The organism is Salinisphaera sp. T5B8, from assembly GCF_040361255.1.
Classification (GTDB): domain Bacteria; phylum Pseudomonadota; class Gammaproteobacteria; order Nevskiales; family Salinisphaeraceae; genus Salinisphaera.
The window spans coordinates 1-11,766 of the sequence record NZ_APNG01000041.1 but is presented as its reverse complement, the minus strand read 5'-3'; the positions used below and the strand labels follow the sequence as shown (position 1 = coordinate 11,766).

Annotated in this window: 13 protein-coding genes; 8 read left to right on the top strand and 5 right to left on the bottom strand. The window is 61.0% G+C overall.

Annotation, left to right across the window (positions count from 1 at the left end):
• Positions 1–89: 89 nt before the first annotated feature.
• Both T5B8_RS19740 and T5B8_RS19735 read right to left on the bottom strand, forming a co-directional pair.
• Positions 90–365: a type II toxin-antitoxin system RelE/ParE family toxin gene (locus T5B8_RS19740; protein ID WP_353108205.1), complete on the bottom strand. Its 276-nt coding sequence runs from the start codon at positions 363–365 to the stop codon at positions 90–92.
• Positions 365–634, bottom strand: coding sequence for a CopG family ribbon-helix-helix protein (locus T5B8_RS19735; RefSeq protein ID WP_353163323.1), 270 nt, complete (start codon positions 632–634; stop codon positions 365–367). Before T5B8_RS19735 ends, T5B8_RS19740 begins: the two co-directional genes overlap by 1 nt.
• Before the next feature lie 350 nt (positions 635–984).
• Here T5B8_RS19735 and T5B8_RS19730 point away from each other — a divergent pair, with 350 nt between their 5' ends.
• The 8 genes from T5B8_RS19730 (at position 985) to T5B8_RS19695 (ending at position 6,132) form a co-directional block, all read left to right on the top strand.
• A complete protein-coding gene (locus tag T5B8_RS19730; protein ID WP_353180977.1) occupies positions 985–1,314 on the top strand; it encodes a hypothetical protein in 330 nt (109 codons plus the stop codon).
• The gene (locus tag T5B8_RS19725; RefSeq protein ID WP_353180976.1) at positions 1,314–2,360 is read left to right on the top strand and encodes a DNA-binding protein; all 1,047 of its coding nucleotides are present in this window, start codon (positions 1,314–1,316) and stop codon (positions 2,358–2,360) included. The genes T5B8_RS19730 and T5B8_RS19725 overlap by 1 nt, the downstream gene beginning before the upstream one ends.
• A 72-nt stretch (positions 2,361–2,432) precedes the next feature.
• Positions 2,433–3,269, top strand: coding sequence for a hypothetical protein (locus T5B8_RS19720; protein WP_353180975.1), 837 nt, complete (start codon positions 2,433–2,435; stop codon positions 3,267–3,269).
• Positions 3,262–3,531: a hypothetical protein gene (locus T5B8_RS19715; protein WP_353180974.1), complete on the top strand. Its 270-nt coding sequence runs from the start codon at positions 3,262–3,264 to the stop codon at positions 3,529–3,531. Before T5B8_RS19720 ends, T5B8_RS19715 begins: the two co-directional genes overlap by 8 nt.
• An 11-nt stretch (positions 3,532–3,542) precedes the next feature.
• On the top strand, positions 3,543–4,130 hold the full coding sequence (locus T5B8_RS19710; protein ID WP_353180973.1) for a hypothetical protein: 588 nt from the start codon (positions 3,543–3,545) through the stop codon (positions 4,128–4,130).
• A complete protein-coding gene (locus T5B8_RS19705) occupies positions 4,131–4,397 on the top strand; it encodes a hypothetical protein (protein ID WP_353180972.1) in 267 nt (88 codons plus the stop codon).
• An 89-nt stretch (positions 4,398–4,486) separates the two neighbouring features.
• Positions 4,487–5,713, top strand: a complete 1,227-nt coding sequence (locus tag T5B8_RS19700) for a DNA polymerase Y family protein (RefSeq protein ID WP_353180971.1) — start codon at positions 4,487–4,489, stop codon at positions 5,711–5,713.
• Positions 5,713–6,132 carry a hypothetical protein gene (locus tag T5B8_RS19695; RefSeq protein WP_353180970.1) on the top strand — a complete coding sequence of 140 codons (420 nt, stop codon included), beginning with the start codon at positions 5,713–5,715 and terminating at the stop codon, positions 6,130–6,132. Before T5B8_RS19700 ends, T5B8_RS19695 begins: the two co-directional genes overlap by 1 nt.
• 206 nt (positions 6,133–6,338) lie before the next feature.
• Here T5B8_RS19695 and T5B8_RS19690 read toward each other — a convergent pair whose 3' ends face one another.
• From T5B8_RS19690 to T5B8_RS19680, 3 genes are all read right to left on the bottom strand, one after another.
• Positions 6,339–7,778: an IS1182 family transposase gene (locus tag T5B8_RS19690; RefSeq protein WP_353180969.1), complete on the bottom strand. Its 1,440-nt coding sequence runs from the start codon at positions 7,776–7,778 to the stop codon at positions 6,339–6,341.
• A 74-nt stretch (positions 7,779–7,852) separates the two neighbouring features.
• The gene (locus T5B8_RS19685; protein ID WP_353180968.1) at positions 7,853–9,610 is read right to left on the bottom strand and encodes a UvrD-helicase domain-containing protein; all 1,758 of its coding nucleotides are present in this window, start codon (positions 9,608–9,610) and stop codon (positions 7,853–7,855) included.
• Entirely contained in the window at positions 9,607–11,625 is a 2,019-nt protein-coding gene (locus tag T5B8_RS19680; RefSeq protein ID WP_353180967.1) for an ATP-dependent nuclease, read from the bottom strand. The genes T5B8_RS19685 and T5B8_RS19680 overlap by 4 nt, the downstream gene beginning before the upstream one ends.
• Positions 11,626–11,766 lie beyond the last annotated feature (141 nt).

The window sequence follows — 11,766 nt, the reverse complement described above, 5'->3', positions numbered from 1 at the left end:
TGAGAGAAGTTTAGCCGGTGGGAGCGTTTTCACACAGCCTGGGCCGATAACGGACTACCCAAGCTCGCTCGACTTCGCTTCGCCACCCACTATCGGTCTTCTCGCGTGTGCCAGAGACGCAGTACGTAGACGATCTCACCCGCCACCTCATATCGCAGTTCGTATTGGCTGACCAAGAGCCGACGAATCTCACGTGGTTCGAACTGAAACAGCTGTTCGCCGATATGCGGATTGGTCACCAAGATACGTGGTGCGTCGGTAAGCGCCTGAACTGCCCTTATCGCTGCTGGCTTATTTACTGGCGCCAAGAACTCGTATAGGCGCGCTATATCGGAAAGCGCTTTGTCCGTCCACTTCAGCTGCATCAACGCGGCATCGGTTGCGGCTCGTCCGTATCCAGACTGTCGGCCCATGCCTGGATCGCCTGATGATCGATGACGCGGCCCGCATCAACGTCCGCCAGAGCCTCGCGTGTAAGCCGATCACGCTCCTCCTCCTGGGCGATCCACGATGATAGCGCTTGTTTCATTATCCAGCCGCGCGAGCGCTCGAGCCGATCGGCTAACTGATCCACTTTTTCAGCCATCGGGATGGGAACGTGTGCCGTCAGAACACGCGTTTCGGTCTTTGCCATCGTGATTTCCTCCGACCAGTTACAGACGCTACCTGGCCACTGGTATTGGCACGGCGTTGTCTATTTCTGAACACGTGGGACAACGCGGGGTTGATTCACTTTTAATCATAGCGATTAATTCCTATTAAGCCAATAACAAGAACGAAGGCTTGCGCCGCATCGGCACCGCCTGTTTTCAGTTGCTAAATCGCCGCTCTAGACAAGAGCGATCTAGGTCGCCAGAAACTAGAATGCTTCGCAACACAAGTACAGTTGTGTTGCTCCTATCCGCTTTTCGTACGATATGATACGTCTCGCATATTGCATATTGATACGATATAATCAGCACGTCTCAGCCGGAGAGCGCGGCCATGCAAACCGTTCACCTGTTGTCGTCGTTCACGTGGCGGCTCGTTTACGTCGATCAATTCGAGATTGTCGTCATCACGGATCTCAATGCGGGGCGCAGCGTCACCAACGACGCCGCGGCCGTCGTCGCTTATGTCGCCTCGCAGCTCGGCGGGTTGCGCAACCGCCCGGTGGTCTATCGCGACACGACCGGCTGGTATGACGGCCTCGGTCACGACGGCTGGGCGTTCACGGGCTTCTTTCCCATTCGTGCCGAAACCGAAGAGCTGGCGATCGGCGCCCTCGCCCTGCCGGGCTGCACCTGCGCCGGCTACAACCCGGTGACCTTCTGATGGCGACAGCCGAACTCACGCCCGAATCACTGCACGACGCCCTGCGCGCGATCCTGGCGCGCGGCGAATACCCCTCGATGGCCAAGGTTCGTGTTGAACTCGGCACGACCGCCTCGCAGCAGACGCTCACGCGCCACATGAAAAAGGCATGGCAGGGGCTGGCCGACCAGATGGGTAGCGGTCTGCCCGAAGGTCTGCCGCGTGTCGTGGTGGACGCGGCCCACCGCTTCTATGAGGAAGCGCGCGGCTACGCCAATGAAGAACTTGAGCGCGCGAAAGCACAGATGCAGGCACGCGAAACCGCACTGAAAGGCGAACTGGAGGAATCGCGTACCCGAATCGGCGTTCTTGAAGGCCAGATCGAGCACCTGCAACAGCGCGCGGAATCGGCCGAGGCGGAATGCAAGCGGCTCGACGCCGCACTCCATGACAGCCAGAAGGATCAGCAGGCAGCAACGGCTCGCGCGGACAAGCTCGACGAAACCCTGTCTGACGAACGCACACGCAACGCCGAACAACGCGCTCAGTTGATCGCCGAGCACGAACGCCATCTCGAAACCGCAGAGAAAGAGCGCGCCCGTTGTGAGGCCGGCTGGCAGCGCGAGATCGAGCGGTCGGATTCCCAACAGAAGGCGTGGGCCAGGCAGATCGACGACGCGCGCCAGGAACTACGCGAGGCACAGGCCAAGCACGATGCCGAGCAGAAGCGCATACGAGAAGAACTGACCGAAACCCGCGAGACGCTACAACAGCGCCAGGAGCACATCGCGGCACAGCAAGTCGAGATCCAACGCTTGACCGACGATCGTGACCGGGCCGTGCTGGTGCGTGACGAAATGACCACCGAAATAGCCCGCGATCGTGAGGCCCACGAACAGCGTGTGCACTCGTTGTCGGACAACCTGGCAGCGGCCCGGTCGGATAACGACAGCCTGCGCGAGAATCTGACCCGTGCGACCACACTCGCCGAGGAACGCGCACTACAGATAGCGGCCTTGCAGGCGCGTGTCGAACCGTCGGGCAGGAAGGGCGAATCGGCGTCTTGAGCGGCTTGCAGAATCAGCCGAATACGGACAATAGACCCTGTAACGCAACCCCTATCAGGACGGAACAAGAAGATGACCACGGCTGCCCCGCAATCCCTGCGCGACTTCAACGATCTGCTTGAGCAGGCCAACCTGCCGCGTCTCACCACGCAGCAGTTCGAGCAACTGCGCGCGACCAATCCCCGCAAACACCTGATCTCGGCGATTACGACGATGCAGGCCGACAGCAACGCCCGCATCTACATCGAGCGCTCTATTCAGGAGGTGGGTGCCGAGCCGGTACCGGCCGCGCCGCAGGCCGCTGCCCGTGCCCCGCAGCCCCAGCGTGCGCCGGCCCCACAGCAGCCCGCGCAGTCCGGTGCGCCGGACTTCGGCCCGCCAAGCGCGCCGCCGCAGGGCCAGCCCGCGCCAGCTGCACAAAATGACAACGCGCCGAGCGACTTCGAGTACACGATGCACGTCTACGGCGGCAAGGCCGCGCTGTGCTTCGAGCCGACGACGACGCGCGGTGAGGATTTCACTGTCGCGCTGGATTCGGCCACAGCGTCAGCCCCGCGTCAGTACGACTGGAAGAACAAGCTGCGCTTGCAGCTGACCCGTGACGAGCTGCCGGTGGTCGCCGGCGTGCTGCTTGGACTGATCCAGCGCTGCGAGTACAAGAACCACGGCCCGAACAACGACAAGGGTTTCTCGATCGAGGATCAGGGCAACAAGCTGTTCGTGCGTACCTGGGCCAAGGATCACCCGGCGCGCGCCGTGCCCATGACGCCGGAGGACGCTTACCGCGTGGCCACGCTGTTTCTGCGCCAGTTGGGCCTGAACGCGCCGTGGATGAGTGCGAGCGACATCATTCAGACGATCCGTATGGTGGTCGCACGCCGCGTCGCGTCGGGCGCGAACAATGGCTGACCTGGTTCTCACAGAAGCCGAGCAAGCGGCCGATAGCTACCTCGCATGGGATGACGCCGCGCTAGGCAAGCTGGTGCGTCACCTTTCTCAGATGTGCGCCGACGAGTACGGTGCGACCGGTGCGCATACCACGATGGCCGCTCACCTGCTGGTCGATCTCGCCCGGCGCAGCAACGCAGAAAGCGCGACGATCGACCTCAATGGCGCATCGGCCGGCGGCAAGCCCATCGGCGATTGGCAGATCAGGATCACCCGCAAGTAGGACTTGAGAGATTGGCCGAGACATTGTTGGAACGCGACAGCACGCTGGACGCCGCAACGCTGGCGGCGATTCTGACCTGGGCGCGAACGTCGCATATCGAGCAACGCGCGCCGGACGAGTCCATACCCGACCCGAACAACCCCTACCTGCTGCGATGGTTCGCCCGCCGCAAGTTCCGCCAGCTCGACCCGAGCTGCGAACCGTGGCTCACACGTCTCTGGCAGTTCGAGGATCGCGCGCTCGAGAACGCCTACGTGCATCGTTTCATGCGTAGCGATGACGACCGAGCGCTTCACGACCATCCCTGGAGTTGGGTCACGGTACTGCTCGATGGTAGCTACTGGGAGCATGTACCGGCCGATCCCGACTGTCCGGCCGGGCCGACCGTGCGCCGCCGGCGAAACCCCGGCGATATCGTCGTTCGCCGTGACGCCGCCTACCCGCACCGCGTCGAACTCGAAGAAGGCCGTCCAGTCACGACGCTGTTTCTAACCGGCGAGAAGTCGCGCGAGTGGGGGTTCTACTGCGATCGCGGCTGGCGCCACTGGCGCGTGTTCACGGCAACGAGTGCGAATGGCCTGGCTCGCGGGTGCGAATGAATGGGTAATCGGCGTCGCGGCATGCTCGCCTACCGCGCCTGCAAGCTGCGCGAAAAACACGGCATGACCTACGAAGAAGCGCTAGAGCGCGCGCGGGTGCTGCTGGCCGAAGAAGGTAAACAGCGCAGCAAAGCGAGTGCACACGCGGCCCGTGCGCGCAAAAAGGCCGAAGCCGCGCGCAAGTTCAAGGTCACGCCCACGGTTCACGGGCGAGTTGTGAGCCGCCTATTCCAAGGCGGCGCGCCCGGCACGGGCAAGAAGTCCTGACGATCTAACCCACCACCCTGCGCATCGCCGATTGACGGCGACGCGTATCAGCTCGATTATTGTATATCCATACAGTTCACGAGCACTGGATGACCCGCTGGCCCCGCATGATTGCGCTCATCGACATGGCGGCATTTTTCGCCAGCGTCGAGCAGATGGATCGCCCGGAATGGCGCGGCCGTCCCATCGGCGTGACCAATGGTGAGCGCGGCACGTGCATCATCACTTCGTCCTACGAGGCTCGTGCCTACGGCATCAAAACCGGCATGCGCGTGAAGGAAGCCAAGCAGCTATGCCCCGGCTTCATCCAGGTGCCGTCGCGCCCTGCCCGCTATACCGAGATCTCCAGCGCGATCATGGCCGCGCTCGAGGATGTCACGCCCGATATCGAGATCTTCAGCGTCGATGAAGCCTTCCTCGATCTGACGCGCTGCCAGTCGTACTACAACACCACACCCGAGCGGATCGGCCGGCTCATCAAGCAGACCGTGTTCGACGCCTCGGGCCTGCGCTGTGCGGTCGGCATCAGCGGCGACAAGACGACAGCCAAGTGGGCCGCCAAGCGCGAAAAGGTCGGCCTGACCGTGGTGCCCCCCTGGGCGGCCGAAGCGACGCTGGCCAACGAGCCGGTCACCGAGCTATGCGGGATCAGCGACGGCATCGGGGCATTCCTGAAGGCCCGCGGCGTCGAGCGCTGCGGCGACATGAAACGTATCCCGATCAGCGCGGTGGCCCAGCGCTTCGGCAATCCCGGTCGCCGACTCTGGCTGATGGCCCAGGGGCGCGATCCCGAGCCGGTACAGCAAGAGACGGCGCCGGCTAAATCACTCGGCCACGGCAAGGTGATCGCGCCCGACACGCGCGATCGCGAGCTGCTGCTGATGTACTACATGCACATGGCCGAGAAGGTCGGTCGGCGCCTGCGCAAGAACGACCTTGAGGCCCAGACCTTCGCGATCAGCCTGCGCACGGATCTCGGTGGCATCGGCGCGAAATATCGCACGGCGGCTGCCACGGACGATGGCGCGGCGATCTATGCGCTGGCCAAGACCTTCATCGACACGCGCTGGGGCGGCCAAGGCGGCTTCCAGGTTCAGATCAACGCGCTCGATCCGCGCCCGGCGGCACAGCAAGGCGACCTGTTCGCAACCGACAGCACGGCCGCAGGCGGTCTGAACGCGACAGTGGACGACATCAACGAGAAATTCGGCGCGTTTGCCGTGCACCGGGCGCCGCTTGTTCGCCGCACCGACATGCCGAACGTCATATCGCCCGGCTGGCGCCCGAGTGGCCATCGTGAATCCATCGACTACTAATGAGCTGGGCGGTGCGCTATCTGCACGGCCAGGCCGAGCGCCTGAGCCGGTTCCAGCATCGCAGTGCGTGTCTGCCCGTCTCGGCGCGACGCGGAGCCCAGATCGTGCTCATGCCCTGGGGGCGTCGCCCCGATGAACCGGGCAAGCTCCCGAACGGCGGCTGGGCGCATCTGACGCATCTGCAAGGCGGCGTCTGGGATCAGTTCGGCCCGAAACCCGTGCGTTTACCGGTCTATGAATTCGCTGAGCGGGATGTCACCGGCCGAGAGCACTGGTTCATGGTCACGCGTGGCCAGTTCTTGCAAGGGTGCGTGGCGACGCTCAATCGTGAGCGACGCGTGTATGTCGTAACGCTCGACTGTGCGCCCGATGTTGGGGAGTTCGAGCGTTGGCCTCGGCTGGTCATCGCTCCAACCTAAGGTAGCCGGGTGTCTTCTACCGGCCCAGGCTGTGTGAAAACGCGTGAGTTGGCGTACTTTCCCAGCAGCGGCCTATGTCAGACGCTGAGGACTCCGCATGGCGGCCGTGGGTCAGCGTAATTTAGAACGCTGCGGCCGTGACTTCACCACGCCCGGACGCGCCTCAGGTTGCTTCAAAGATGCCAATTAAACGGGCACGAGCAGGCTCAGGCGACCATTGCCCGCATCAACGGCCCGATCCCGAGGATTCGCATCACGCGTTTCAGGTTGTAGGCCAATACGTGCAGGCTCATTTCCGTTCGTACATGCGCCAGCGTGCGCATGAGAAAGTGCGTCGAGCCCATCCACGCCTTGAGCGTGCCGAAGGGGTGCTCAACCGTCTGTCGTCGTATCCGCATCAGATTTGGATCTCTATCTAAACGCTGTTGCATGGTCTCGAGCACCGATTCGTGCTCCCAGCGTTTGACGCGGCGCTGCGCTGACGACGTGCATCGGGCCTTGAGCGCACAACCCTTGCAGGCCGAGCTCCAGTAGCAGTGTAGCGTCTGACCTTTCTCGACCGTGGTGAAACGCCAGATCAGTATCTGCCCTGCCGGGCAGCGATACGTATCGCTATCCGGCTCGTAGATGAAATCGCGCTTGCCGAACTGGCCTCGGGCCTGGCTGTTGGAGGTCTGCGGCTTGGGTACATAAACCTGGATGCCGGCCGTCTCGCAGGCCACAATCTGTTCGCCGTTGAAGTAACCGCGGTCGGCGACCGCGGCCAGGGTATTGGTCTGCATGACCAAACGCGCCCGGTCCGCCATTGTCTGTAGTTGCGTGCGGTCGTGGCCGACATTGGTGACTTGGTGATCCACGATCAGGTGATGCTCGGCATCCACCGCCGATTGGACGTTGTAGCCCACCATGCCCGAGCCTTTGCCGCTGGTCGCCATGGAGCGTGCATCGGGGTCGGTCAACGAGATCTGTTGATCGGGTGCGTGTTCCACAGCCTTCGCCATGGCCTTCATGCGCTGCATTTCCGATCGCAGCGTGTCGATTTTGTCTCGAAGCTTTGTCGTACGGGCCTCTGTGATGTCGCTTTGGCGCTGACGATCGGCACTGTCGAGTTCTGACAGATAGCGCGCGACACTGGCTTCGATCTGTTCGATACGCCGCTTGACCTTGGCGCGGGTGAAGTTGCGATCGCGACTGTTGACGGCCTTGAACTTACTGCCGTCGATGGCCACCAGCGCTTGCGAGAACAGGTTAAGACGACGGCATAGCATTACGAACTCGCGGCACACGCGTCGGATCGCGGATCCATTGTGGCGGCGGAAGTCCGCGATCGTCTTGAAGTCCGGCGCCAATCGGCCCGTCAGCCACATGAGCTCGATATTGCGCTGGGCCTCGCGTTCCAGTCGACGACTGGACTGCATCCGGTTGAGATAGCCGTAGATGTAGATCTTGAGCAGCGTGGCCGGGTGATAGCCAGGCCGGCCTGTCGCCTGAGCGACGACGCCCTCGAATCCGAGATCAGCGAGGTCGAGGTTGTCGACAAAGACGTCGACCACTCGGACTGGATTGTCCTCGGTGACGTAGTCCTCAAGGCTCGCCGGCAGCAACGCACTCTGGGAACGATCCTCGCCTACAACGAAACGACTCATCCGGCACTCCGACGATGGCCTGTGAGTAGTTTAGCCGGCGGCTGGTGTTTTCACACAGCCTGGACCAATAGCGGTCATTTGAGCTCCGGAGGTGTCGGGGCGGGTTCAATTGCGTTATCGAACCAGTTACCGAGCACTGCCAGCGAGGTATTGGAAAGCTCCTGGGTAAAGAGCAGCGCCAAGCGCGTTGTCGGGCGGGAACAGCACACATAAAACAGATTGCGGCTTCTCTCGAATGCATCTCGCTTGCCGGCCTGGACTCCCTCGGCCGACCATTGTAAGAACTGGTCGAAGTTGTACTTGTTCCAGCCGCGCCCGAGAACGACCAAGACGTTTTCGTACTCGTCGCCTTTCACACTGTGCTTGGTTGCGAACGGGGTATGGCCGTCGATGAACCTGCCCAGGGCGATGACTTCCTTGTAGGGAACGCCCCGCAACTGCCGGATCTGCTGGACCCGGCGCGGCGGCTCCTCCCCTTCCTCACCATGCCATTCCGCGGCCTCGCCAAGCGCACCGAGCACGGCGTCTGGCAGTCGCGGATGCGCCTGCGCGAGAATGTAGTCCAGCACTTGACCTATAGTCCCGTCGAGCCTGATCTTGGCAATGCCCTCCATCGAGGAGGACCATGCGATCTTGTCTGCATGCGAAGAAACGGCAGGTGTCGAGCCACCCAGTAGCGAGAACATCTCCCCGAACCGCTTGTGATGGAAAGCCGCGCATGCGGGTTCGAGCGCGTCGCAAAAGAACGCTATGAGCGGGTCCTCCTTCTTGATGAACTGATCCGTATAAGAAAAGACCTTGGTGATCGAATCGTAGCCCTGCTCTGAAGCGAGAACGTTGTGGGTGAGCATAAGCACCTTGGTTCGGTGGGGAGCCATGTCCCAGCCGTCCGATTCCAGCTTCTTGATGAGCGTCGCCAAATAGGCATGGGCGGCCTCGGCGGGGAGATCGCCTTTCCAGTGACCGCCTCCCGCACCGGATCTGCGTTCGCCTTGCCAGGCGTTGGTGTGGAACGCGATCGCCGAACCAACGTAACCCTCGTCCTTCACCGCTTGTGGCAGCTCTGGCCTCATCCTGTTCAGGACATCAACTATCCTGGTCGCTGAGCGAAAATTCGCCTTCTTGCCGATTTCCGTCAGTGCGTCATGGGCGATGTGGCCGCATGTCTTGTCGTAGATGCGCTGCCAGTGGTCGCCGAACAAGCCGATCATCGGGCCGGCAGTGCGTCCAAGCAGGAGCTCGCCTATGCCGGTCATCACCGCAAGGTCAGTATCCTGGTATTCGTCTATCAATACGAACGGGTACTGCTGCGCAAGAAGCGCTTGGAACTTCGCGTTCGGGAGCAGAAAAACCATCAGCCTCAGGACGTCGTCGTGGTGAAGCGTGACGGTGTCGGCGGTGACGCGGCGATGGCCGAGGTCGTACTCGACGATCCGGCTGCCGATTCCGTCGACCTCGGCCAGCTTCTCTTCCCATTCCGGCATCGCCGCGATCAATGGCCTTAGCGCCGGCTGGAACTTCCTGACCAGCGACCAACAAAACGCATGAATGGTGTCTACGAAGACCAGCGGATTACTGTCAATACGACTGTTGATGACGGCCGTGGCCGCATTGGTGTAAGTGATGCAGGCGACGCGTTGGTGGTTCCTGCGCAGCCTGGGGCCCTCGTATTCGATGAGGTGCCTAAGTGCGTCCACCAGCGAATAGGTTTTGCCCGCACCTGCGCCGGCTTCGAGCAGGAAGTCGTGATGGTCCTTCAAGCATTTTGCGACATGTGCCTCCGCTTCCCGAGCGGCGATCAGTGCGGGGCTGGTTTCGGGCACGGCATTCATGCGGCCGCACCAGCATCGTCGGGCGGCGCGGGAACAGGGGGCAGGTCGCCTTCAGCGAGCCATGTCAATCCGCAGCGGATGTAGCGCGGGATGTTCCAATCGCTTTCAGACAGGGCATGCTGGAGTGCGAATGCTGACTTCTTCTCATCTCTCGCTTTTTCCCACGCCTGTGTTTCCTTCTCGTCATCGCTAGGTCCTGGCAACGGGAAAAGCTCAGGGTTGGCCAGCATGAACGCGTCTTCGAAGCTGCGGCCGCAAGGTCCTGTCTCTGCTTCGGGGCACTGAAAAGTAAGCCGCAGCTGGCCTTTGGTCTTGGCGGCATCATCGGCCGCTAGCAGATCCGCCGGGGTGATGTCTTTGTTGCCGTACCAAGCCTTCAGGCAGGCGTTGCTCGTCTTCTGTCCCTGCGATACCTGGCAGGCGACGAATTTCCCGGCACCGTTGGCCTTCACGCTGTCGAGGTCGGTGATGACCAAGGTCCGAAGTTCAAGAAAGTTGACGAGGTCGAAGAATATGTGCGCGTATGCGCCGCCGACCTCGACGACGGAGAGATACCGGCTGCCAAGCTTCTTTCCCTCCGCTTGGTCCCTGTCCAGCATTCGGATAATCCTTGGAAGCAACAGTCTTTCCGTTGTGCCCTCCACCAGGACTGCGTTATCTGCGAAGAAAAGATCGCACCGGGTAAGGGTCATGTACTGATGCAGGAAACTGCGGTCTGGTTCAGGCTTTCCAGCAAGCCCCTTCCTGAGATCCTTGACCTTGGTGCTGATGGCGCCACTATGGTCCGTGGAAGCTAGGAAGTATCGGATGGTCTCGAAGTGGGCCTCGTTGGCTACATGTGACGAGTGGGTCGAAACGACGAACTGCACGGGCCAAGGTTCGCCGGCTTCTTCGCGGAACGCCGATGCGATGTCCGCGATCTTGCGGATGAATACTTCCTGCATTTGTGGATGCAGGTGGACCTCCGGTTCCTCAACGAAAACGAGGTGAACTGAGGGTCTGGGCTCCATCGCAAGATAGAGCTTGAAGAACTCCCGAAGCTGCAGGAGGATCAGAATGATATTGCGCGTGCCCAGGCCGTTGTAGGCCTCGGGAAGATGAATGCCATCGGATCCGGTATACCGGACTTTCGTATGGTTGGTCAGGAGCTTGCCGACGTCGAGGATCGTTTCGGTCAGGAGCTTGGAATTATTGAGGCCCGGATAGCCGAATAGCGACAGGGCGGGAAGCAGTCGGTTGAGCTTCTCGTTGAAGTCAGCGCCGATCTTGTTTTGGATGGACTGAACTGCAACCTCAAGATCCTCGGCGATGGCGTGGCTACCTGCGTCGTCGGCGTTGCTCTTGGCGGTCGAGAATAGGTTCTCGAGCACCTTGCCGATCACAACGCGTTCTTTTTGGCTTGAATCATCGAGCCCCCGCTGTGCGCCGATGAAGCCGCCGAGGCATAGTTTCCTCAGCGTCGATCGTTCGATAACCTTCTCGTTGGTCGCATCGTTTGGATCGACGGCAACGAAAGTTGCTTCGTAAAGCGCGGGAATCCGGTCGCGGAGGAGGCGAAAGAAGTCCGGTCTCGCGTCATCGTCCGTCCCCGCAAAGTCGCCAAACAGTTCGAGCAGCTTCCCGTCCTTGAGTGCGTACCGGGCGATGGCCAAGGCTTCTGTGCATTCGGGATCGAGGTCGACAATCAACTCGCTGAGTAGGCCAATGTTCTCGTCCTTTTCATACGAAAAACGAAGCCGCACTTCTATTACAGGCAAGATCTTCCTTATCTCGTCCTCGTCCTCGCCCTTGGATTTTCGGAGATGGGAATCCCAGAACTGGTCGTAGCAGCAGAACGAGAAGTCCTCCAAGGAAAAAGATGGGGAAGCATCGGACAGAAGGCGCTTCATCACTTCCGTCAAGGATGTCTTGCCGCTGTTATTACGCCCGACGATGACGGTGGTTCGGTTTTCCAGAAGCAATCGGACGTCGTACAGCAGTCTAAAGTTCTTGGCTTCGATTTGCTTGAGATACATGGCCGGATCCCCTTACCCGTGCAATGAGTCGAATCCGTTGCAGGATGCCCATATCTAGCAGCTCTCGCCACGAATTTCGCCTGCTTCCTAGGTGTGTAAACCCACCAGGTTGTTCACGCCGATGCCGAGTGTGCTGATCGG

Bases quoted from the DNA above. Each gene is read 5' to 3' on its own strand.
- T5B8_RS19740 (WP_353108205.1), bottom strand. From the start codon at position 365: ATGCAGCTGAAGTGGACGGACAAAGCGCTTTCCGATATAGCGCGCCTA.
- T5B8_RS19735 (WP_353163323.1), bottom strand. From the start codon at position 634: ATGGCAAAGACCGAAACGCGTGTTCTGACGGCACACGTTCCCATCCCG.
- T5B8_RS19730 (WP_353180977.1), top strand. From the start codon at position 985: ATGCAAACCGTTCACCTGTTGTCGTCGTTCACGTGGCGGCTCGTTTAC.
- T5B8_RS19725 (WP_353180976.1), top strand. From the start codon at position 1,314: ATGGCGACAGCCGAACTCACGCCCGAATCACTGCACGACGCCCTGCGC.
- T5B8_RS19720 (WP_353180975.1), top strand. From the start codon at position 2,433: ATGACCACGGCTGCCCCGCAATCCCTGCGCGACTTCAACGATCTGCTT.
- T5B8_RS19715 (WP_353180974.1), top strand. From the start codon at position 3,262: ATGGCTGACCTGGTTCTCACAGAAGCCGAGCAAGCGGCCGATAGCTAC.
- T5B8_RS19705 (WP_353180972.1), top strand. From the start codon at position 4,131: ATGGGTAATCGGCGTCGCGGCATGCTCGCCTACCGCGCCTGCAAGCTG.
- T5B8_RS19700 (WP_353180971.1), top strand. From the start codon at position 4,487: ATGACCCGCTGGCCCCGCATGATTGCGCTCATCGACATGGCGGCATTT.
- T5B8_RS19695 (WP_353180970.1), top strand. From the start codon at position 5,713: ATGAGCTGGGCGGTGCGCTATCTGCACGGCCAGGCCGAGCGCCTGAGC.
- T5B8_RS19690 (WP_353180969.1), bottom strand. From the start codon at position 7,778: ATGAGTCGTTTCGTTGTAGGCGAGGATCGTTCCCAGAGTGCGTTGCTG.
- T5B8_RS19685 (WP_353180968.1), bottom strand. From the start codon at position 9,610: ATGAATGCCGTGCCCGAAACCAGCCCCGCACTGATCGCCGCTCGGGAA.
- T5B8_RS19680 (WP_353180967.1), bottom strand. From the start codon at position 11,625: ATGTATCTCAAGCAAATCGAAGCCAAGAACTTTAGACTGCTGTACGAC.